This window comes from Halomonas sp. DQ26W, from assembly GCF_003339685.1.
Classification (GTDB): domain Bacteria; phylum Pseudomonadota; class Gammaproteobacteria; order Pseudomonadales; family Halomonadaceae; genus Halomonas.
Genome location: NZ_QPKI01000029.1, coordinates 1 through 22,757, shown reverse-complemented (window position 1 = coordinate 22,757; position 22,757 = coordinate 1). Strand labels below are relative to the sequence as shown.

Below are 22,757 nucleotides of genomic sequence, written 5' to 3'. Positions count from 1 at the left end.
CATGGACATGTTCGACCTGTCATTGATCTGGGCGCTCATCATCGGCTTCGGCATCATGATGTATGTGCTCATGGACGGCTTCGATCTGGGGCTTGGCATCCTCTTTCCCTTCGCGCCGGACGAGGATGCCCGCGACGTGATGATGAATTCCGTCGCCCCGGTGTGGGATGGTAATGAGACCTGGTTGGTGCTGGGGGGCGCAGGATTGCTGGGTGCCTTTCCACTGGTCTATTCCGTGTTCTTGCCGGCGCTCTATATCGGTGTGTTCCTGATGCTGGCGGGGCTGGTATTCCGCGGCGTGGCTTTCGAGCTGCGTTTCAAGTCGCGTCGCGATCGCCGCGGTCGCCGGATGTGGAACCGGGCGTTCAGCTGGGGGTCGGCCATCGCCGCCTTTGCCCAGGGCGCCGTGGTGGGTACCTACATCCAGGGCTTCGAGACCCAGGACGGGGTCTTCGTGGGAGGAGCCTTCGATTGGCTCACCCCATTCTCGGTACTGACCGGCATCGGCATCATGATCGGCTACGCGCTGCTGGGCACCACCTGGCTGATCCTCAAATCGGAGGGCTATATTCAGGCCTGGGCCTACAAGTTGACAGCACCCCTGCTGCTGGCGGTGCTGGCGATCTTTGCCGTCATCAGCATCTGGACGCCGCTGGTGACCCCGTTCGTCTGGGAGCGCTGGTTCGGTAACCTTGGCTGGATCTGGATATTCCCCACGCTGGCCCTGCTCTGCATGTTCTTCGTCCACTGGTCGGTGAAGCGCCGTCGGGAGCTGATGCCCTTCATGGCCACGTTGGGCATGTTCCTCTTTACCTACCTGGGGCTGGTGGTCAGCAAGTGGCCGATGATCGTGCCGCCGGACTACACCATCTGGGACGCCGCCTCGGCACCTGAGTCGCAGCTGTTCCTGCTGATCGGGGTGCTCTTCGTGCTGCCCTTCGTGCTGGTTTATACCTTCTGGTCCTACTGGGTCTTCCGCGGCAAGGTTAGGGTCGGCGAAGGGTATCACTGAACCGATGGGCGAGCGCTTCGGCCAGGAACTGACGCCGCGCCGTTGGCTGGCGGCCCATGCCGCCGGCCAGCGAGGCTGGCTGGCGCTGGCGGTACTGGCCGGCTTCGCTGTCGGCGCCCTGACCATCGTGCAGTTGCTGCTGCTGGCCTGGATCATCAGCCGACTGCTGGTCGACGGCGCCAGCGTGGCATCGCTTGGCGGCAGTTTCCTGGCCCTGGCAGCGGTGCTGCTGGCCCGTGCCCTGGCCCAGTGGGGGCAGGAAATGGCAGGACAGGAAGCCAGCCTGCGCATTCGCCGGGCGGTGCGGGCCGAACTGCTCGATCACCTCGCGGCAATAGGGCCGGTGCGTGCCGGTGCTCGCCATACGGCAGGTCTTGCCAGTCAACTGGTGGAGCAGGTCGAGGCGCTGGACGGCTATTTCGCGCGCTTCCTGCCGCAGCTTCGGCTCGCCATGGCGATTCCCGCGATGATCCTGTTAGTCGTGCTGTGGCTGGACTGGCTGGCCGCACTCTTTCTGCTGCTCGCAGCTCCCTTGATTCCCCTGTTCATGGCACTGGTAGGGATCGGGGCGGAACGGCTGAACCAGGCGCAGTTTGCCGCGGTCAGCCGGCTGGCGGGGCATTTTATCGACCGGGTTCGCGGCATTGCCACGCTTCAGCTGTTCCACCGCACGGGGGCGTCGACCCATGAGGTGAAGCAGGCGGCAGACGACTACCGGCGGCTGAGCATGCGAACCCTGCGGCTGGCCTTTCTCTCCTCGGCGGTGCTGGAGTTCTTCGCCTCGGTGGCCATCGCCGTGGTTGCCATCTATGTTGGCTTCGGGCTGCTGGGCTATATCGACTATGGTCCGTCTCCACAGTTGACGTTGTCCACCGGGCTTCTGGTCCTGCTGCTGGCGCCGGAGTTCTTCCAGCCCCTGCGCAGCCTGGCTCAGCATTATCATGATCGCGCCATGGCGCTGGGTGCGGCAGATGGCATGGTAGAACTGCTGTCCGAGCCCGTGATAGCGCAGCGGCACAGGCAGCCCGTGCCGGTCCGCACGACAGGGCAGGTCTTATCGCTCGCCGATGTTTCCCTTCGTCACCCGGAGCGTGGCCGGGTCTTGGGGCCGCTGTGTCTGTCCGTGCTGCAGGGCGAGATCCTGGTGATAACGGGCCCTTCCGGGGCCGGCAAGTCGGCCCTGTTGCAACTGCTGGCCGGCTTCGTGGCCCCGGACCAGGGCGAAAGGCGCATCTTGGGGGGGGCGCGCTTCGCCTGGATGGACCAGCGGCCACTGCTGATCCATGGCAGCCTGGCCGACAACCTGCGCCTGGCCGCTCCCGGGGCGAGTGATGCTGAATTGCAGCAGGCCCTGCAACATGCCGGTCTGGCCGAATTGATGGGCACGTTACCCGACGGCCTTGCCACTCCCCTGGGTGAACGTGGCGCGGGACTCTCCGGTGGCCAGGCACAGCGACTCGCGCTGGCGCGGGTGTTTCTTTCCGATGCACCGCTGGTCCTGCTGGATGAACCCACAGCCAGCCTCGACGAGGAAGGCGAGGCCAGGGTCATCGAATCGCTGAGGCAGCTTGCGGATACCGGTCGTACTCTGGTCATAGCCACCCATCATCCGGCTCTGATGGCGCTGGCAACACGGCGCTTGACGCTGGCCGCGGGGCGGATCGCGTCGGATACCGGAGATGGGAGCGGAGAAGGGGGTGGCGACGATGCGTGATCATTCGCTGGTGGCAACGTTGCACCCTTGGCTGCATTTGCTGGCGCGCCGGCGTGGGCGGTTGCTGGCCGGCGCCGCGCTGCTGGCGCTAACGCTGTTCTCCGCCATCGGTCTGCTGGCCCTCTCGGGCTGGTTCATCACCGCCAGCGCTGTGACCGGCATGGCGCTGGCGGCGGGGCTGGCGGTGAGCCTCGACGTGTATGTGCCTGGCGGCGGGATACGCACCTTCGCAGTGACTCGGACCGTGGCGCGCTACGTCGAGCGGCTCTACAACCATGACACGGTGCTGCGGCTGCTGGCCGATCTGCGTGGCAAACTGTTTGCGGTAATGGCGGGGCTCGACGAGCGTGTGCTTGCCCGACGGCGTGCCAGCGACTGGCTCAATCGCCTTACCGCCGATATTGATACCCTCGATAGCCTATATCTTCGATTGCTGGCTCCTCCCATCGTGGCGCTGCTGGCGATCGTGCTGCTAGTGGGCTTTCTAGCGATTTGGGTGCCCGTGGCGGGGCTGGCGGTGGCAGCGTTGCTATTGCCTACCTGGATCTGGCTAACCGCCGGACAGGCCTGGTTGGGGATGGCACCAAGCCATAACCAGGTCAGCCACCTGCAGCGCCTGCGTAGCCAGGCCATCGAGCATCTGCAGGGGCAGGCGGAACTGGAAGCCTACGGCGCTCGCGACGCACACCGCCACCGGCTGCAGCAGCGTGAGACTCAGCTGCAAAAAGCACAGCGTCGCCTGGGACGGCTGGCTGGTTTCGGTACATCGCTGGTCAATCTGGTGGTCGGGCTGACCATGCTGGCGGCACTCTGGCTGGCGGCTGCGGCCTGGGAGCAGGGCGAGATCAGCGCGGCAGTGATGGTCATGGTGCCGCTGGCGGTGCTTGCCGCAGGGGAAGCGTTTGCACAACTGCCCGTGGCCTTCACCCATCTGGGGGCGACTCGAGGTGCGGCCGAACGCCTCAATGAACTGGTGGCGTCGGGGGGAGAGGGCACGAAGCCGGGAAGCGTCTCATTGCCGACAGGGCCACTGTCGATTTCCCTGCGCGGGGTGACGCTGCGCTACCCCGGCGCGATTCAGCCAGTCCTTGAGGATATTGACCTCGAACTTCTCGGTGGGGAGCGGCTGGCCCTGACGGGCGCCTCCGGCGCCGGCAAGTCCAGCGTGGCGGCGCTGCTGATCCGCCAGTTACCACCAACTGCTGGTGGGATATGGCTGGGTGGCGAGCTGCTATCCACCATCGAGACGCGCTCACTGCGCGAGCGAGTGGCCGTCCTGGGACAGCGCATCGACCTCTTTCAGGACAGCCTTGCGCACAACCTGTACCTGGCCGACCCCGCTGCGGTTGACGCGGACCTCTGGCGGGCACTGGCATGGGTGGAACTCGCGGAGTGGGCCGAGTCGCTCCCCCGCGGCCTGGCTACCCGGGTTGGTGAAGGGGGGCGCCAGCTCTCGGGTGGGCAGGCGCGCCGCCTCGCACTGGCACGGCTCTGGTTGCGTGACCCTGGGTTAGTGATCCTCGATGAACCCTTTGCCGGGCTGGATGCCGAAATGGCGGCTAGACTCTCGGGTCGCCTAGACCAATGGCTTGCCGGTCGCACCGTGCTCTACCTGGTGCACCAGCTCGATGGAGGGCCCTTCGAGCCGCCAGGTATCACTCGCCATGAGCGCCTTTATCAGGGACGGTTGACCGATTGCGCAGCGCACCCGTTTCGATCAGGATGAAGAGAAACTGGCGACGAGGTGATCAATGCGTGACTTCCTTCGGCGGCTACCCAAGGCCGAACTCCATTTGCATATTGAAGGCTCCCTGGAACCGGAGCTGATGTTTGCCCTGGCCGAACGAAACGGTATCGCCCTGCCATACGCTTCGGTAGAGGCGGTGCGTGCGGCCTACGAGTTCGATGATCTGCCCGCCTTTCTCGACCTCTATTACCAGGGAATGAGCGTGCTTAGGACCGCTGAAGACTTCCATGACCTTGCCATGGACTATTTTCGTCGTGCCCATGGGGAAGGAGTGGTGCACGTTGAGATGCACTTCGATCCCCAGGCTCACCTGGTCCGGGGTATCGAGCTCGATGTCGTCATGGAGGGACTGAGCCTGGCCCAGCGACATGCCGAACGCGAGCTGGGCATGTCCACAGCATTGATCATGGCTTTCCTGCGCGACAGATCGGCCGAGGAGGCAATGACAGTGCTGGAAAGCGCGGCGCCCTATTGGGAGATGATCGATGCCGTCGGGCTCGATAGTGCGGAGCTGGGTCACCCTCCTTCCAAGTTCATCGAGGTATTCCAGCGTGCCCGTATGCTCGGCATTCCCCGGGTTGCGCATGCCGGTGAGGAGGGCCCGCCGGAGTACATCTACGCAGCGCTCGACCTGCTGGATGTCTGCCGCATCGATCATGGTGTTCGCTGCCTGGAAGACTCCGAACTGGTCGCGCGGCTGCGCGACGAAGGCGTCGTGTTGACCGTCTGTCCGCTCTCCAACGTGAAGCTCAATGTCGTCGGCCGCATGGAGGACCACCCATTGCCCCAGCTGCTGGATGCGGGCCTGCGCGTGACGCTCAATTCGGACGACCCGGCCTACTTCGGCGGCGGCATGCTCGACAATTACCTGGCCTGCCATGAGGTCTTTGGCTGGTCCCGGGAGACCTTCATCCAATTGGCCGGTACCGCCATCGAGGCGGCCTTCATCAGCGACAGCCGACGCCTCGACCTGCATCGTCAGCTTGCCGAGAGCGCATGAAGCTGGCCGCGAGCGCATGAAATAGCTCCCGAGTTCCGCCGGGAGCCAGTAGGGTCAGATGCGAGGTGATATTACGGCAGGCCGACTACCTGATGCTGCTGCTCTTCGCTGCCGTGCTGGCCGGCCTGACGGCCTTCCGGATAGTCGATGTCATTTACTACCGTCGATGAGTAGGATGCCGCCATCCCTGGCGGCATCGGGAACTCAGTGGGTGGTGACCAGCATGACCACGTTGAGGGCGACCGAGACCCACATGGCCGGCTTGATCTCCTCGATACAGCCGGTAATAGAGCTTGATCAGCACGAAGCTGAGGAAGCCAAAGGCGATACCCAGGGTGATCGAGTAAGTCAGCGGCATGAGGATGATGGCCAGGAAGGCGGGGAAGGCCTGGTCGAATTTCGCCCATTCGATCTTGCTGATCGGTGCCAGCATGAACAGCCCCACCAGTACCAGTACCAGTACCAGTACCAGTACCAGTACCAGGGCCAGGGCCAGGGCCGGCGCGGTAGCGATACCCGGCAGCAATGAGAGAAGCGGCGACAGGAACAGGAACGGCAGGAACAGGAAGACGATGGTCACAGCTACCAGTCGGGTACGACCGCCCTGAGCGACGCCGGCGCCGGACTCGATGAAGGTCTGGGCGGCACTGGTGCCCAGCGGTGCGGCGATCATCGAGGCGAAGGCATCGACCGTCATGGAGCGCTTCAGGTTGCGCGGGTTGCCATCCCTGTCCTTGAGATCGGCCGACTCTGAGAGCGCCATGAAGCAGGAGAGGGCATCGAAGAAGTTGGTGAAGAGCATGACGAAGATGAACGGCAGGTAGGCGACCTTCAGCGCCCCCCAGATGTCTACCTGCATCACCGCATTGAAGTCGGGCCAGGCTGCCAGGCCGCTCCATTGCACCACTACATCACCACCCTACAGTCTGCCCATGGGGGATGCCAGCAGGGTTGTCAGGACGATACCCAGGATCAGGGCGTCGTTGAATCGCATGATCACCATGATTGCCGTTGCCATCATGCCGATGAAGAAAGTGACCATGCTGGCGTCCATATTGCCAAGCGACACCAGGGTGGCATCGCTGCCGACGATGAAGCCGGCATTCTTGAAGCCGATGAAGGTAATGAGCAGACCGATACCGCAGGTGATCGCATAGCGCAGCGAAGGGGGGATCGCCTCGATGATCGCCTTGCGGACGTTGAACATGGCCAGTGTGGCGAACAGCACCCCCGACCAGAACACGCAGCCCAGTGCCACTTCCCAGGAGAGCCCTGCACCCTGCACCAGGGTATAGGTGAACAGCGCGTTCATGCCCATGCCCGGGGCGACCAGGATCGGGTTACGGGCATAGAGCCCCATCGCCAGGCTGCTCATGAAACTGATCAGCACAGTGGCCGAGAGAGCTGCGGAGAAGGGGATGCCTGCGTCGCTGAGAATCGCCGGGTTGACCACGATGATGTACATGACAGCCAGGAAGGTAGCTATGCCGGCGAGGATTTCGGTACGCAGTGACGAACCGCGTCGCGTCACCCCGAGATAGTGGTCCAGCCAGTTGGCAGATTCCGAGGCCTGCCCGTCGGGGCGGGCGGCACTCTTCTCGGCAAGGGAGGAGGAGGTTGGTTCCATATCAATGAATCCATTGTTGTTGGAGAGGCTGGGAAACGGGTGTTGCTAGCCAGGGTCGTTTCCATGCTGACCACATGGTCAATCACGGCATGGTACAGCCTAGACAATATGACCGTTTGGTCAGGAAGGTCTCGACCAAGGTATTAGGCCAACATGGAAAAAGATTTCAGAATGGAGTGGCGCGCTGTAGAGAAGGTGCTGGCTTCAGACAACAGCGGACACTTATACCCTGGTGCTTCCTTGGTAGGCGTTGCTCTCAAGGCCTTGCTTGGTTACGGTAGGTAAAAAGCCGCAAAGATGGCTTACGTGACCAAGACGCATTCAGGGATGCCGCACTAGGGATGAGGGAAATTATCATTCGTTCTGCCAGCAGGGCGGTAGCGTCCCTGAAATTCGTGGCTCAACCCAGAGGGCTACACACTCCGGCATTTCCTGCACCGTACGAATATTCCTGATATGCACTTCACGTTCAGGGGCCTGTACCGCTTCACGCGAATGATCGCCTTCAGCTGTTCCATGATCTTTGGGGTCAGTGTGTGCCTCCATGCTTGGCTTCTTAATATAAAATAATATGCATACAGTATATTGGTTCCGGCAAAACGTGCATGCACGCGAATTCTGCATAGGTGGCCGAGCTATGCTTAGGCATTACTAAAATCAATAGGTTAGGATGGAGTGGGCGCGTTAAATAAGATTCTTGAACGCGCAGGTGTGTACATCCAATATCAGGACGTGCAGTCCAATCACGGTTAAGAATAGGGAGAACCGTGCCAAAAGTTACGTTCGATGCCATCATAGCTGCCTCCGATGAATTTTTCCGTCGACATTGGCCTCTCTCGGAAGCCGAAGTGCCAAGTTGGAATAGTCCGTGGAATTTGGTCGGAACACTGCCTGGGCACAACAAACAAGGTATATATCTTCTTTTGGGAGGGCATGACGAAGTCCTATATATTGGCGTTGGCGCTTCTTTAGGCAGTGGTAAATATACAGGGTATGGCCTTGGTGCAAGGACGAATCAATATTTCCGCATGGCAGAAGGTCAGCGAGGTGTTCCTGTAAAGAATAGACGGTACGCCCCTAAGAAAAAATGGGCCGATCGGGGCGTGTCTCAGGTGGTTACTCTTGGTTTTCACCAGGACTATGCATACTTGGCTTATGGGTTAGAGGCCTTTCTGTTGCGGGAAATAGAAACTCCCTACAACAAAGTCCGCTCTGCCAGAGCATCAAATTCTTAACAATTTGCTGTACCGGATGCTCGGCGGTCATTGAGACCGCCCTCCTTACGTCGCACCGTTAAGCTCCGCGTTATAGGTAAAGAGTATGGGAGTACCCCTTGGCTGTACCTGATTTTCAATCATTGATGTTGCCGTTGCTCAAGTTCTCCGCTGATGGCGAAGAGCACACGATGCAGGAAGCCCGTGAGGGCTTGGCGAAAATAATGGGACTGTCTCAAGAAGATCTTGAGGAAAGATTGCCAAGCGGTCGGCAATCTACATTTGCAAACCGCGTAGCTTGGGCGAAGGTCTATTTGACTCAAGCCGGAGTCCTGGAATCACCCAAGCGGGGAAAATTTCGTATTTGTGATCGCGGCCGAAAAATCCTTTCAGAAAGCCCGGATCGTATAGACATAAAATTTTTACAGCGGTTTGAGGAGTTTCAGGCGTTTCGGCAGGCAAGCAGCAAAAACCGAACCGAGAAAGTAACCCACACCGGCGACGACGAGACAGCAACTACGACTCCGGAAGAAACATTGGAGCAAGCCTACCAGCAGTTACGGGATGAAACGGCAAACGAACTGCTTCATTTGGTAGAGGGCAATACGCCGGAATTTTTCGAGAAACTGGTTGTTCACCTTATCGTTTCAATGGGCTATGGGGGCTCTGTAAATGAAGCGGGCAGGGCTACCCGGAAAACGGCGGATGAAGGTATTGATGGCGTCATCAAAGAAGACCGTCTCGGTCTGGAAACCATATACCTTCAAGCCAAGCGTTGGGAAGCAGCGGTTGGCCGACCAGAGATCCAGAAATTTGTTGGAGCTCTTCATGGCCAAAGGGCCAAGAAAGGGGTGTTCATCACAACCAGCCGCTTCTCGAAAGAGGCACTGGATTACGTCGGTCAAATTGATCCGAAGGTTGTTCTGATAGATGGAGCAGATCTCGTGCAACTGATGATTGATCATGGTGTTGGAGTCAGTACGGCAACGATATATGAAGTCAGAAAGGTGGATACGGACTTCTTCATTGAAGATTGACTGAGACACCTATAACAAGACGCGCCACGCGGATCGCCTTTTCTCCGCGTTGCTCCAAAAAGGCCACCAGCTCGCTCTGCGTTAGAACTCTCGGATACAGTTGTGCTGTAATAACTTTTCAAACCAATTAGATTTTTGGAAAGGATATGGGAATGGAATTAAGAATATTTTCGGTAGCAAAACATATTCGTCCATCTGACGGCGAACCAATTCGTTCAGTGGTTCTGGAAACCAAAGACTCAGCAGTTGTTGTTTGGCATGCCCATCCTGGGCAAGAAATAGCCGCTCATATTCACCCCCACGGCCAAGATACTTGGACAGTTATCTCTGGAGAAGCTGAATATTACCAAGGAGACGGCATAGTCGCTCATATAAAGGCTGGAGATATTGCCATAGCAAAACCTGGGCAAGTACATGGCGCTTTGAATTCTGGTCCAGTGCCGTTTGTATTTGTCTCAGTGGTTGCACCTGGCAACGCGGGTTTTGCGTTGGCTGAAAAATAGTCTTTCTCAAATGTGCTCCCAAGAGAGTTCTAACCCGGCATTCAAGAGGGACGCGCTAAAGCGCGCCCCTTAATTTTACGTTACCAGGCGTTTCACGCTATAGAAAGACACCGCTATTGCTGATGGTGCGCTGGCCGCTCAGTTCTGCACGGGCAGCGCCATCACACAAGGTCGCCCAGGTGAATAGGCTTTCACCCATGGCGAGTGGTCCTCATTAATCCTGTTCCTGTCGGAACAGTCGATTCACTCTGAGGAAACCACTCGCCATTTTCGTTTCAGGCTTACTCGCGCCTGTGCTGGCAGCGTCCGCCCGCCCAGGTTTCCAGTACGCTGCGGTCATCGCCCAGCATCATCAGCGCGAAGAGACGCTCGCCGAGGGTGCGGCAGCGGGCATGGCGCCTGGCCAGCAGCGGTGTGGCATCGGGGTCGAGGACCACGAAGTCGGCCTCGAGGCCGGGTGCCAGTCGGCCTATCTGCGTGTCCAGCGACAGCGCCCGGGCGTTGCCCAGGGTCAGGCCGTAAAAGCCCTGCCAGGCCGTCAGGGGTTGTCCGCGCAGCTGGCCGACCTGATAGGCGGCCTTGAGGGTCGCCAGACCGGAGAGGTCGGTGCCGCCACCAACGTCGCTGGCATAGGTGACGTTGAGCCCGACGTCGGATGCCGCCAGGCGGTCGAACAGGCCGCTGCCCAGGAACAGATTGGAACTGGGGCAAAAGGCCAGGTTGGCGCCGCGATCAGCGAGACGCTGGCGCATCTCCTGGTCCAGGTGGATGCCATGGGCGAAGGTACTGCGTGGGCCCACCAGGCCGGACTGCTCGTAGACCTCGAGGTAGTCGCGGCTCTCCGGGAACAGCTCGGCGACCCAGTCCAGCTCCCCGGTGTTCTCGGAAAGGTGGGTCTGCAGCCACAGGCTGGGGTCGTTGCGCAGCATGCCGCCGGTGGCGTCCAGTTGCTCCCGGGTCGAGGTGGGGGCGAAGCGTGGCGTCAGGCTGTAGCCGAGCCGGCGCGTTCCGTGCCAGTCGCTGATCAGCCGCTCGGCGTCGCGAACGCCGCCTTGGGTGTCGTCGCAGAGCGCCTCGGGGGCGTGGCGATTCATATGCACCTTGCCGGCCAGCATGCGCAGGTCGCGCTTGCTGCTGGCGGTGAAGAAGGCGTCTACCGAATCGGGATGGCTGGAGCAGAACACCTGGGCGGTGGTGGTGCCGACCTGAAGCATTTCGTCGAGAAAGGCGTTGGAGAGCGCCAGGGCATGATCGTACTGGGCAAAACGACACTCCTCTGGAAAGGTGTAGTCGTTGAGCCAGTCGAGCAGCTGTCGTCCGTAGGAGGCCATGATCTCGAGCTGAACGTAATGCACGTGGCTATCGATGAAGCCGGGCATCACCAGCTTGCCACGATGGTCGATCACGTCGATGCCCGGAGGCAGGTCGGGTTCGAGACGTGCAAACTCATCGATGGCGTGAATGCGGCCATCCTCGATCCACAGGACGCCGTCTTCGATATGGCGAACACTGCCCTCGGCGGGGGTGTCGCCCTCGCCGGGGTCGGCATCGAAGCTCAGCAGTTCGGCGCGTATCACGCGGGAGTCGGTCATGGTCATGGTCTCGGGCTCATCTCGTTCTATGTAACAGCGTCGGGGCTGTGCCGGCGACAGGCCTGCGAGGAGGCGCTGTGAACCCTTCCCTGGGCGCTACTTTTGCCTTCCCTGGCAAAAGACCTCCTCTTCGGCCTGCCCCCGGCGCCCCTCAAGGCAGTTGTCGGAGCTGATAAGGGGTCTGGCCCCGGCGCTCCTCAGGAGAGTTCGCTTGCACTCGCCTTCGGTGTTGATTAGCTAAAGATGCCGCGCAGTTCAGCCGGATCGAGGCCGCGTTGGTCGGCGTGTTCAGCGTTGCCCACCAGGGGCAGCAGCTCGGCGATGGCGGCGAGTGCAATGGCATAGGGCGTCTTGTCGCCGCCGGTGCCACCGGAAGCCGTGCCGATGGGGCAGCGCACGCTGCCCAAGGCTGCCTCGTCGTGCCCCGCGTCGGTGAGCCGCGAGCGGAAGCTGGCCCACTTGCTCTTGGAGCCGATCAGGCCGATGGACGCCATGTCGCCGCGCTGCAGCAGGGCGTCGACCAGCTCGCGGTCCTCGGCGTGGTCGTGTGTCAGCACCAGCGCGTGGCTGTTCGCGGGCAGTGCGGCCACGGCGGCACGCGGGTCGGCCGTGTGCCGACAGGCCAGGTGCGGCTGCGTCTCGGACCAGGCGGGGAAGACAGCGTCGCGGCTGTCGTGCCACAGCACTTGCCAGGGCAGCGGGGCGGCCAGGCGGACCAGCTCGGTGCCGACATGGCCGGCGCCGAAGATGGCAAGGGTCGCCGCACTGCCGGGGAAGATATCCAGCAGCACGTTGACGAAGCCGCCGCAGCACTGTCCGCTGCGCCCGCCCAGGGCGAAGGCCTCGAGGCTCATGCCGTGCTCTCCCGATGCCAGCTGCTCGCGGGCCGAGTCGATCACCTGAAATTCGAAGGTGCCGCCACCCAAGGTATCGAACACCTCGTCTGCGGTGATCACCATCCTCGCCCCGGGCTCCCGGGGCGTCGAGCCGGCGCTGGTCACCACGGTGGCCAGCGCATGGGGGAGACCGTCCCGTTGCAAGCGGTGCAGGGCCTCATGCCAGCTTTCGGGGCGCTGGGCGTTCATCACGCGCCACCCTTTTCCAGTGGCCAGGTATCATGCCTGGTATCGTTTCGGGCCCGCAGGGTCTCGGCGGCCATCAGTACCCGTTCCGGCGTGGCCGGCGTGTCGAGGCGTGGCGCCTCGGCGTAGTCGGCCAGGCTCGAAAGGGCATCTCGCAGGGCCGACCACACCGCCATGCCGAGCATGAAGGGAGGCTCGCCCACCGCCTTGGAGCGATAGATACTGGCCATGGAGTTGGGATGCCCCTCCATCAGCCTGACGTTGAACACCGGCGGCAGGTCGCCGTAGGTGGGGATCTTGTAGGTGGCAGGGCCGTCGGAGATCAGCCGGCCGGCGTCGTTCCACTTCAGCTCCTCGCTGGTCAGCCAGCCCATTCCCTGTATGAAGCCACCCTCTACCTGGCCGATGTCGATGGCCGGATTGAGCGAGTCGCCCACGTCGTGAAGGATATCGACCCGGTCGACCTGGTACTCCCCAGTGAGCGTATCGACGCTGACTTCCGCCACGGCGGCGCCAAAGGCGTAGTAGTAGAAGGGGCGTCCCTGGCCGACGTTACGATCGTAGTGAATCAGCGGCGTGGCGTAGAAGCCTTTCTCCGAGAGCGAGATGCGGTTGAGGTAGGCCGCCTGGACCAGCTCGCCCCAGGGAATGCGTTGCTCGCTCTCGCCGTGACCGGCCACCAGGTGCCCGGCTTCCAGGCGCATGTCTTCCCGGTCGAGGCCCTGATCCGGGTAGAGGTGCTCGTGGGCGAAGTCGAACAGGCGCTGCTTGAGCTTCATACAAGCATCGCGAGCGGCCTGGCCGTTGAGGTCGGCGCCGCTGGAGGCCGCGGTGGGCGAGGTATTGGGCACCTTGTCGGTGCGCGTGGCGCTGATGCGTACCTCGTTGGTATCGAGCCCGAGCTCACGGGCGACCACCTGACAGATCTTGGTGTGCAGGCCCTGGCCCATCTCGGTGCCGCCGTGGTTGATCATCACGCTACCGTCGGTATAGACGTGCAGCAGCGCGCCGGCCTGGTTCAAGTGCTTGGCGGTGAAGGAGATGCCGAACTTCACCGGCGTCAGCGCCAGGCCTTTCTTGACGATGGGGCTGTCGGCATTGAATTCGGTGATGGCCCGGCGCCGTTCCCAGTAGTCGCTGCTGGTCTCGACCTGCTCGACCAGCTCCTTGAGCAGGGCGATCTGGTCCACCTGCTGGCCGTAGTGGGTGGTCTGGCGGTCGGGGCGGTAGAAGTTGCGCTTGCGCACCGTCAGCGGGTCCTCGCCGATGCGCCGGGCGATATCGTCCATGGCCGCTTCGATCACCATCATGCCCTGGGGGCCACCGAAGCCGCGAAAGGCGGTATTCGATGCGGTATGGGTGCGGGCACGGTGGCCGGTCACGCGGGCATCGCCCAGCGAGTAGGCGTTGTCGCTGTGGAACATGGCGCGGTCGACGATGGCGTCCGACAGGTCGGGGGAATAGCCGCAGTCGCCGATCACGGTGATCTCGCCACCCAGGATCACGCCCTGTTCGTCGACGCCCAGCCGGTAGCGGTTATGGAAGGGGTGGCGCTTGCCGGTGACGCGCATGTCGTCGGCGCGGGGCAGACAGACGCGGGTGGTGCGGCCAGTGCGCCGGGCGATGAGTGCGGCGATGCAGGCCCAGGGTGAGGCCTGGGTCTCCTTGCCGCCGAAGCCGCCGCCCATGCGGCGCACTTCAACGGTGACGGCATGAAAGGGGATACCCAAGACTTCGGCAACCAGCTTCTGGGTCTCGCTGGGGTGCTGGTTGGAGGTGAACACCACCACGCCCTCGTCTTCGGTGGGTTGCACCAGGCAGGCCTGGCCTTCCAGATAGAAATGCTCCTGGCCACCGACGAACTGCTCGTCCTCAACTACCAGGGCGGCTTCCTTCAGCGCCTGCTCCCAGTCACCGCTCTGCTGGATATGGCTGGGCCGCACGAACTCTTCCCGCTCGGCGGCGGCGACCGGGTCGAGGCAGGCCGGCTGCTCGTCGATCTCTACCACTGCTGCCTGGACGGCTTCCCGCGCGGCACGATGACTCTCGGCGGCCACGGCGAAGATGACCTGGCCGACGTAGCTGATCTCCTCCTCGACGAAGATGGGGTCGCCGGGAAAGACCGGGCCGATATCGGTGTGGCCGGGCACATCGCCCACGGCGATGACATCCACGACGCCGGGCATGTCGCGAACCTTTGCCAGGTCGAGGCGGGTCAGCCGGCCATGGGCGACGGGTGAGAGCCCCAGCGCCACATGCAGGGTATCGGCCGGGGCGCTCAGGTCGTCGATATAGGCCGCCCGCCCGGTGACATGCTTGACCGCGCTCTCGTGGGGCTGGGAGTGCGGGTGAGTATTGGTATAAGGAATCGTGTCGCGGGCCAGGGGGCCGTCACCCTTGATGCGCCCATCGAGCTCGTGACGGGCAGCCGCCGAGTCGGCACTCATGTCGGCAGTCCCTTGATCCTGTTCCGGCGCGGCATTGGGCGCCTTGGAATCCGGCGCGGTTTCGGGCGCCTTGGAATCCGGCGCGGTTTCGGGCGCCTTGGAATCCGGCGCGGTTTCGGGCGCCTTGGAAAGCTTAGTGAGCGTACGCATGGAGCATCACCTCCCGAGGGCTGTCTGTGGCGTCCTGCGCCTGGTTTTCAATAATAAGCACTAGGCGCAGGCGTTCGAGCAGGTTGGCGGCAGAGACCTGGCGATAGTGGGCGCTGCCACGCACATCCGACATGGGCTGGAAATCCTCGGACAGCGCCAGCCGTGCTTCCTGGAAGGCCGCCGATGAGGGCGCCTTGCCCTCGAGCGCCGCTTCGGCCCGGGCAGCACGCTTGGGAATGGCGGCCATGCCGCCAAAGGCCAGGCGCACGTCACGCAGGATTCCATCCTCCAGGCGCCAGGCGAAAGCCCCGAGCACCGCGGAAATATCGTCCTCACGCCGTTTGGACAGCTTCCATACCTTGAGCGTTTCCCCCTCGACGGGGTGGGGCAGGAATACGGCGCGGATCGCTTCACCCTGCTGCAGGGCGGTACGCTTGTAGTCGAGGAAGAAGTCGTCAAGAGGCAGTTCGCGCTCACCCCCGGGGCCGATCAAACGCAGACGCGAGCCCAGTGCCAGCAAAACCGGTGGGGTGTCGCCGATGGGCGAGGCATTGGCTACGTTGCCGCCCAGGGTGCCCCGGTTGCGAATCTGTGAGGAGCCCAGCCGATGGAGCAGGTGGGCAAAGGCGTCAAAGTGTTCCTCGAGCAGCGGTTCGATACGGGTATAGGTCACGGCAGCGCCGATCCACCAGCCGCGACGGCCATCCTCGAGTGTGGTCTCTTCGATCACATTCAGCTCAGCGACGCGAGTGACATCGATCAGCCGCTCGAAGCGCACCAGACGCTGGGTGCTCTCCAGCCACAGGTCGGTGGCCCCGGCAACGAGCCGCGCCTCGGGGTGGCGCGCCAGGCACTCGGTCAATTCGGCGAGCGTGGTGGGCTGGGCAAAGGGACTTTCATCAGCGGCGTGCTGGGCTTTCGGCTCAGGAGCGGCGGCGTCAATCCACAGCGGGCGATGCTCCGGGTGCTCGTTCATGGTCAGCGCGGCGTCGCGGATCGGGCGGTAGCCGGTACAGCGACAGAGATTGCCTCCCAGGGCGGCCTCGAGGCGCTGCGGCGTCAGCGGTGCCAGGGCCCTGTCGGCCTGCCGGCGCTGTTCCTCGTGAAGGGTGAACAGCGACATGACGATGCCCGGGGTGCAGAAGCCGCACTGGCTGCCATGGCACTCGACCATGGCGGCCTGGGCGGGATGGAGGTTGTCGCCATCGGCGAGGCCATCCACGGTGACCAGATGGCGTCCATTCAACTGATGGGCCGGGGTGATGCAGGCATTGGCACTATGGTAGCGCAGCTCGCCGTCGGGGCCTTTTTCGCCAATGGCGACGGTGCAGGCGCCGCAGTCACCGGAGGCGCAACCCTCCTTGGTACCCGTGGCGCCAAGGGTTTCTCGCAGCAGTTCAAGCACGCTGGTTTCGGGTGTCGCCTCGCAGTGGCGTGGCTGCCCGTTGAGCAGGAAGTCGATCATCGCCGTGTCTCTTGTTGAGTCGCTTGTTGACCTGGTTGAGGATGCGTATGTCGCAAATGCTTGACCATTTGGTCAGGATGTTTTCAGCATGGGCCAGAATGTCGCACTTTGCAAGTCCGGGTGCGGGCTTTGTTGGGCCAATCCCGGGCTCTTTCTCCGGGTTGTAGGCGGTCGCTGCCTGCGGTCGTTGTCTGAAGGGGGAGCGGAGCGCAGGAAAGAGGTATCCTTGCCATGAGTGGCCCCCATTTGCAGGAAACGCCGGGGTGGGGCACTCTTTTCGCTTTACTGAAACACAACAAGGGCAGGGGCCTGTCGATGTCAGAACTGCCAGCTATAGAAAAAAGGAACCGCTCCCGCGGCGGTGCCGACGCCAATGGCGCCACGCGCGAGCGCAACGAGCGGGAGATCCTGGCGGCGGCCGAACGGGTCTTCGCCCAGTACGGCTACCGTGGTGCCAGCGTGCAGGCCATCGCCGAAGCCGCGGGGCTGCCCAAGTCCAATGTGCTCTACTACATGGGCAACAAGCGCGGTCTCTACGTACGCCTGCTCGAGCGGATGATGGCGCGCTGGAACGCCTTGCTCGACGATATCAGCGTGGAGGACGCCCCGGCCGAGGTGCTGGAAGCCTTCATCCGCAGCAAGATGCAACTGTCTCGCCGCCACCCTGAAGGCTCGCGGCTTTTCGCCGCCGAAATCCTCGGCGGGGCACCCTTCCTCCAGGGCTATCTGCGAGGAGAGCTGCGCGAGTGGGTGCATGCCAGGGCGAAGATCTTCGAACAGTGGGCCGAGCGGGGCCTGATGGACCCGGTCGATCCGGTATGGCTGATCTTCCTGATCTGGTCGGCCACCCAGCACTACGCTGATTTCGAGGCCCAGGTACTCGGCATCACCGGCAAGGCTGAGATCTCCGATGCCGACGTGGAGCGGATCACTCGTTTTCTCACTCAGGTGATCCTCAAGGGGTGTGGGGTCAGGCCGCCTGGGGGCGGGGGATGATGAGAGTGTTGGAGTAGAGCGCAGTGTGTTGGACCGCTGGTGCCGCAAGCACCGTCAGCAGGTTCCGGCACCCCCGGGCTACCAGACGCCGAGGGAGATTGAATTGGCAGCTGCGGCTTGACAATGTGTTCCGCTCTGACTTGACCAGAACATATGGTGGCGGCCTGTCGCTTGGCCGATAGCACGATCACCTCTTCGGCCAAGCCGAGCCGCTGGGAAAGGTCAGCGAAGTAGGTCTTGATGCTCTGCATGGATCAGCGTGAAACGGGGGCTTGTTCAGCAGCACTCATCTCCGCACCCTCGTGCAATCCCTCGGCCACTTCCAGATCGTAGAGCCGTGTGGTGGGTCCATCCGGGCGGCAGCGCTCCTTGACCAGAGGATGCCACTGGTTGCCGGCCGCGCGCTGCCGGGCATATTTAGCGGTCAGGTCGCGAATGTAAAAAAGAGGGAGCATGAAAACCTCAAAAACTGTGGTTGCCCACATCCGTCCTCGCGGCATGATGTTTTGCCGAACCAAGTCACGATTCAATTTAAGATGGACTTTAGCTGTCTTGTGCTTTTTCCGATATTTTTCCAGCACTTCTTTACGGTTAGAGGCGCTCACGGTATTTCCCTGCTCGTCGAACCAAGGACCCTCCTCCATATAGCAGCGAAGGTATTCCCAGAACATGCCTTGAGTTTCCGCGGTGCGCCCCATAGGCAAATTGAGGCGCAAGGCAATCACCTCCTCCGGATTCCCATAACGCTGCAGCAACAGCTGTAACGGAGTTTCCGTCATGGCGCCGGTGTACTGGGTCACCGTGCGGCTCTCCTGCATCCAGGCCACCGCTTCGTCCCAAGGTACGTGGTAAAGCTTGTCCTTGTCCTGAAAATAGACCTCTCGGGTACGGCGGTTAAAGCGAATAGGGGAAGAGGATGGCCAAAAAACTTCCAGCAAGAAAACAGTTAATGTAATACCAAAAGCACCACCAACAACTGATAAGTAATTGGCCAACTCGCCTTCCAAGCGCAATGCTGGCGCCATCAATATGGCAGTATAAATCGTAAGAAGCCCCCATATACCAGTAAAGATTCCCTTGCCCTCTTCGGCGCCACTGGAAAGATCCAAATAGTGCTCGGTCTGGTCCTGCACCTCGCCTAACTGCATGGGGTGTTTGGCGGCCCGGTGCTTGGGCGATAGCACGATCAGCTCGTCGGCCAAGCCGAGCCGCTGGGAAAGGTCAGCGAAGTACGTCTTGATGCTCTGCATAGCTTAGCCGATCTCGAGTTCAATGGGTGAAAGCGTCAGGTCTGGAAACGGTCGATAGTAGAGTGTGCCAGAGATCGAGCGCAGGTTCTCCCCTTCATGAGTGGTGTGGAAGACTCGACGATACACAGGGCGATCATGCCGATGGCGGCCGCCGATATCCAATTCGAAGTCTTTTTCGGTCCAGACGTTCTGCTGCCGTACATTGCCCAATAACCCTGCACGCCACACTTCGGTCGCTTCCAGGGTAAACATGCCTGGGAAGCGTTCAGCAGCGGGGAATTCCACATAGAGCCAGACAGATGTGTAGCGCGTATTGAGGCGGTGATTCCATGTATCCTTGCGCTCCAACCTCATCCGGGGCTGATAGAGCAGACGATATAGCTCATCCAGCTCCTGCTCCAGGTCGCCGGCCCAAGCGGCAGGCCTGGTACCGAAGCGCGTATTACGCAGCCACTGCTCGAGAGGATTTTCGCGGGTGTAGTAAAGGCTCACCGCCCCGGCGACGATCAGGAGTGTGAGACCGAGCATCAGCCCCGGCTTGCCCGCCCGTGAAGCCGTACCTGCGGCCTGGACAAGCTGCCCGGTCCTCAGCGCCGCCTGAGCACGGCGATACTGAATAAAAGCCTGGGCCGCCAACGCCGTCTGACCGGCGCTGGCGGCGCTCATGCCCGTCAATATAGCGGTGGAGTCAAGGTCGCCTTGGCCATAGTGCTCCCAAGCCATGCGGCCAAAATAGACAACGTCGAATAGTGCGGTAATGCTTAGCGCTCCGTGGGTCACTTGGCTCAGCAAGAGATACTGACCAAATTTTGCTTCCCACGCACCCGACATTCCCTGAGCCAATCGCAGGTCTCGGGCTTCGATCTGAGCAAAGTGCTGGAAGATCGCTATGGTGGCTGCAACAGTTCCACTTAGGCCAGAGCTGAAGGTCACTGTTGAACTTATCGTTACACCTTTTTCTGCAATTTCTTTCCCACCATTCCACAGCATGATTCCATTCAGCAGTACCAACACGCTCTTAAGTGGCGCGTCGTTAATAGCACGTGTTAGCGGATTTCCTTGCGCTGGCGCCGTTGCATCATTGGCAGCCACACGCATGATCGTTACCTGGCGTCCTTCAAGATGATTCAGCAAATCGGGGCGCAATTGGTGTAACGATGCCGGCGCTCCGGCGACACGGGCGCTGGGTTCGTTGAGCCAGTCAACCATCTGCCGGGCTGGTACCGAATCAATAGAGATCGTCTGGCTGCTGCGCGCCAGGGCTGCGGCAAAATAGCCGGCGACCAGTGTCTGCTGGGCAGAGGCCGCGCCCAGCTCCTTGAGGAGAGGGCCTACCGTCATGCCAACGGCCAGGAACAGGCCTTCACGCGCCGCCATCAGGCCACTGCCAAGCTGAGCGGATAGCTGATTCAGGCTGTGTACCCAGGTTTCCCAATCGGGCCCCTGCAGGCCATCGGGAAGAGTCAGCATGCGCTGCACATCGCTGATCTGCAGGTGCTTCATCACACCCAATAGCGCGGCCCACAGCGAATGGCTTCCATGATCGAAGGTAGGCCCTTGTTCAGGGTCGAGCATACGCTCCACCATGACGGCGCCAACCTGGCTTTGTACTGCACCTAATAGAGCAGCGCTCCATAAGGTTTCCATGGCGTCATGATCATCGTGGCGCGACGGATCGAAGTGGCTCTGGGCGGCGGCCAGTGTATCGGGGCTGCCCTCGGCCCAGAAGGTGTCCATCCAGCGCTGCCAGTCGCTGGTCACCGCGGCAAGCTGCGCTTCCAGCGCTTCGATCTCGCCATCGTAGCGCTTGGCCGCCTCTTCGATTCTGGGCTGGTCGGCCAAGGTTGGGAGCTTGGCCCAGAACTCGCGGTTCTGCTTGGCGAGAGCCAGAATGTTCTGTGCCAGGGTTCGCTCTTCGCCCTCCTTGGCGTACCACGTTTCGCGCAGTGCCAGGCCCTGGCGCTGCAAATGCGCGAGTTCGATCACCACGCCCCAAGGGTCGTCAACGATGGCAACGGCCTGTACTTCAGCCTGGGTCAGGGTCGGCATCAGCATTTCCCAGCGCCCCAAAGAAGCTTGGGGCTCAGTGCTCCAGGCAAAGCTACCGTCAGCGATGCCGTAAAGCTCGGGAATCTCGACAGCCCACTCGAGTGGACCACTGTGTGGTGCCTGCGCGGGGGTAAACTCGCGCATAAGCGCCCGGCGTCGCTGGTTATCGCCCTGCACCGCGGCATAGTGATCATCGCTCCATGGCACTGGCGACCAGGCAATGGCGGCAACTTGGCCGCAAGGGAGGAACAGGTAAGGGCCGCCCCCCGGCATGATGGGGTTGCCGCCCCGCGAGGTCTCCTCAAGCTTACCGCCTGCTACCTGGTATTCGATCAGCCGGCGCTGACTGTCGAGCCATACATAGCACCAGCCGTCGCGTAGAGGACGCGCGACATAGCGCAGAGGTTTCCCATGTGCCCGGTCGTCTGTTGCCAGCAGCGAGCCTTCGAGCTGGGGCAATTCGAGACCAGCCAGGCATGGGCTTTCCAGACCTTCTCGCCCGATGGCATAACGGACAGGGATGATGGCGGCAAGCAGGGGGCACTGGGCAGCGCTCATGCAACATTCTCCGCGGGTGAAAGCGAGGCGAGTTGACGCTCATCGAAGGTGAACAGGGGGAGCAGCGCATCGGCTTCGGGTTCTACCCATTCCTGCGGTCGAGGGTTGGTTTCAAGCGAAGGTATCCACTCTGCTTGCAGCGCGGATAACTGAAGGCTGGTAATCCCATGCCAGAAATCGGGGGGGAAGACTCCTGTTTCGATGCCACGAACCAGAACGCGTGCATCGGAATATCGAAGCCAGAGCGTCCGAGCCATAGGGCCGCGCACCAGCAGACGACGGCGCCAGTAAGCGGCCAGCTCATAGGCAGGCAGCTCGGTGGTAAATCGCCAGGCGTGATAGGCCGGCGCCTCGTTGGCGGCCCATCGTCTTTGCAGTTCGCTATGGGGATTCACGCGAGCCAGTATGGGTCCGGACGCTGCAATGGGCTCGTAGGCGGTGCCATGAAGTACTGCGATAACGTCTTCCGCCATTCCCGGCGCATAGAGAGCGGGTAAGGCGCGAGGGTTGAGCTTGCCATCAATCATCAACCACAGGTTGGACTGTCCCATCAGCTCTCTCCCTTGGCTTCGCAGACTTCGCAAACGCCTTCGCCCGCCAAGGCCGCTTCATGAAGTACGTACTCCTGCTTGAGCAGCGCGGCGGGAGGCTTGAAGAAGGCAGCCTCATGCACCTCCGCCACCGCCCTGCCCGGCAGTAGCGGCGTCTCGGCGGCCTGGCCGCTGCCCGAACCGGGGCTGCCACCGGCGTTGATCTTGACGCTGGGGCCGACCAGGGTCACGCCGCCGCCGTCGAGTTTGAGGAAGCTGCCGCCGGCGTTGAGCGTCATTTCGCTGCCGGCTTCGAGCACCACCTTGTGGCCGGCCTTGATGTGCAGTTCGCGGCCGCATTCGCTGAGCCAGGCCTGGCCGGCCTTGACGTGCAGCGTGCCCTGAACCGAAAGGTGCTGGTTGGCGTCGGTCTGCCCATGGCGGTTGCCGCGCACGGTATGGTGCTCGTCGGCGTGGACCTCGCCGATGCGGTCGTTGTGCACGGTGAGGAAGCTGTCGTTGCCGATCTCCTCGGTGCGGTCGTTGTTGGTCAGCAGCTCCAGGTCCTTCTGGGCGTGCAGCCAGATCTGTTCCCGCTCGGCTTCGTCCTCGAAGCGCAGTTCGTTGAAGCCGTCGCCCTTGTGGCTCTGGGTGCGGAGCACGGTGCGGGTCTTGTGCTCGGGCAGGGCGTAGGGCGGGGTGTTCACCGCGTGGTAGGTGCGCCCGGTGATCAGCGGCTGATCCGGATCGCCTTCGAGGAAGGACACGATCACCTCGTGCCCGA

16 protein-coding genes and 1 pseudogene are annotated in these 22,757 nt (G+C 61.8%); 8 read left to right on the top strand and 9 right to left on the bottom strand.

Annotation, left to right across the window (positions count from 1 at the left end; genetic code table 11):
* The first annotated feature begins 1 nt into the window (after window position 1).
* Genes cydB through DU490_RS14115 form a run of 4 tightly spaced genes read left to right on the top strand, consistent with a single transcriptional unit; the run spans window position 2 to window position 5,473 of the window.
* Window positions 2-1,012: a cytochrome d ubiquinol oxidase subunit II gene (gene cydB / locus DU490_RS14130; protein ID WP_114574920.1), complete on the top strand. Its 1,011-nt coding sequence runs from the start codon at window positions 2-4 to the stop codon at window positions 1,010-1,012.
* A gap of 4 nt (window positions 1,013-1,016) precedes the next feature.
* The gene (gene cydD / locus DU490_RS14125; RefSeq protein WP_114574919.1) at window positions 1,017-2,726 is read left to right on the top strand and encodes a thiol reductant ABC exporter subunit CydD; all 1,710 of its coding nucleotides are present in this window, start codon (window positions 1,017-1,019) and stop codon (window positions 2,724-2,726) included.
* Window positions 2,719-4,452 carry a thiol reductant ABC exporter subunit CydC gene (gene cydC / locus DU490_RS14120; protein WP_114574944.1) on the top strand — a complete coding sequence of 578 codons (1,734 nt, stop codon included), beginning with the start codon at window positions 2,719-2,721 and terminating at the stop codon, window positions 4,450-4,452. The genes cydD and cydC overlap by 8 nt, the downstream gene beginning before the upstream one ends.
* Before the next feature lie 25 nt (window positions 4,453-4,477).
* On the top strand, window positions 4,478-5,473 hold the full coding sequence (locus DU490_RS14115) for an adenosine deaminase (RefSeq protein WP_114574918.1): 996 nt from the start codon (window positions 4,478-4,480) through the stop codon (window positions 5,471-5,473).
* Between the two features lie 204 nt (window positions 5,474-5,677).
* Here the strand turns inward: DU490_RS14115 and DU490_RS14110 are convergent.
* Window positions 5,678-7,100 (bottom strand): annotated as a pseudogene (locus DU490_RS14110) (NCS2 family permease).
* A 767-nt stretch (window positions 7,101-7,867) separates the two neighbouring features.
* On the opposite strand from DU490_RS14110, the gene DU490_RS17025 reads away from it, so the two are divergent.
* The 3 genes from DU490_RS17025 (at window position 7,868) to DU490_RS14100 (ending at window position 9,854) form a co-directional block, all read left to right on the top strand.
* Window positions 7,868-8,335 carry a hypothetical protein gene (locus DU490_RS17025; RefSeq protein WP_147270469.1) on the top strand — a complete coding sequence of 156 codons (468 nt, stop codon included), beginning with the start codon at window positions 7,868-7,870 and terminating at the stop codon, window positions 8,333-8,335.
* A gap of 98 nt (window positions 8,336-8,433) precedes the next feature.
* Entirely contained in the window at window positions 8,434-9,351 is a 918-nt protein-coding gene (locus DU490_RS14105; protein ID WP_114574917.1) for a restriction endonuclease, read from the top strand.
* 146 nt (window positions 9,352-9,497) lie between these two features.
* The gene (locus DU490_RS14100; RefSeq protein WP_114574916.1) at window positions 9,498-9,854 is read left to right on the top strand and encodes a cupin domain-containing protein; all 357 of its coding nucleotides are present in this window, start codon (window positions 9,498-9,500) and stop codon (window positions 9,852-9,854) included.
* A gap of 281 nt (window positions 9,855-10,135) precedes the next feature.
* On the opposite strand, the gene guaD is transcribed toward DU490_RS14100, so the two are convergent.
* From guaD to xdhA, 4 genes are all read right to left on the bottom strand, one after another.
* Complete coding sequence (guaD, locus tag DU490_RS14095; RefSeq protein WP_114574915.1) at window positions 10,136-11,452, bottom strand: guanine deaminase; 1,317 nt, start codon at window positions 11,450-11,452, stop codon at window positions 10,136-10,138.
* A gap of 227 nt (window positions 11,453-11,679) precedes the next feature.
* Entirely contained in the window at window positions 11,680-12,531 is an 852-nt protein-coding gene (gene xdhC / locus DU490_RS14090; protein WP_114574914.1) for a xanthine dehydrogenase accessory protein XdhC, read from the bottom strand.
* Complete coding sequence (gene xdhB / locus DU490_RS14085) at window positions 12,531-14,975, bottom strand: xanthine dehydrogenase molybdopterin binding subunit (protein ID WP_114574943.1); 2,445 nt, start codon at window positions 14,973-14,975, stop codon at window positions 12,531-12,533. The genes xdhC and xdhB overlap by 1 nt, the downstream gene beginning before the upstream one ends.
* Window positions 14,976-15,108: 133 nt before the next feature.
* Window positions 15,109-16,590 carry a xanthine dehydrogenase small subunit gene (gene xdhA / locus DU490_RS14080; RefSeq protein ID WP_114574913.1) on the bottom strand — a complete coding sequence of 494 codons (1,482 nt, stop codon included), beginning with the start codon at window positions 16,588-16,590 and terminating at the stop codon, window positions 15,109-15,111.
* A 315-nt stretch (window positions 16,591-16,905) separates the two neighbouring features.
* On the opposite strand from xdhA, the gene DU490_RS14075 reads away from it, so the two are divergent.
* On the top strand, window positions 16,906-17,586 hold the full coding sequence (locus DU490_RS14075; protein WP_114574912.1) for a TetR/AcrR family transcriptional regulator: 681 nt from the start codon (window positions 16,906-16,908) through the stop codon (window positions 17,584-17,586).
* Window positions 17,587-17,840: 254 nt separating this feature from the next.
* Here DU490_RS14075 and DU490_RS14070 read toward each other — a convergent pair whose 3' ends face one another.
* The 4 genes from DU490_RS14070 to DU490_RS14055 all read right to left on the bottom strand — a co-directional run.
* Window positions 17,841-18,836 (bottom strand): DUF6708 domain-containing protein, encoded by a 996-nt coding sequence (locus DU490_RS14070; protein WP_114574911.1) that lies wholly within the window; start codon window positions 18,834-18,836, stop codon window positions 17,841-17,843.
* 3 nt (window positions 18,837-18,839) lie between these two features.
* Complete coding sequence (locus DU490_RS14065; RefSeq protein WP_114574910.1) at window positions 18,840-21,443, bottom strand: toxin VasX; 2,604 nt, start codon at window positions 21,441-21,443, stop codon at window positions 18,840-18,842.
* Complete coding sequence (locus tag DU490_RS14060) at window positions 21,440-21,994, bottom strand: DUF4123 domain-containing protein (protein WP_114574909.1); 555 nt, start codon at window positions 21,992-21,994, stop codon at window positions 21,440-21,442. Before DU490_RS14060 ends, DU490_RS14065 begins: the two co-directional genes overlap by 4 nt.
* A partial coding sequence (locus tag DU490_RS14055; protein WP_404872848.1) for a type VI secretion system Vgr family protein occupies window positions 21,994-22,757 on the bottom strand: 764 nt, incomplete at its 5' end. The genes DU490_RS14060 and DU490_RS14055, both read right to left, overlap by 1 nt.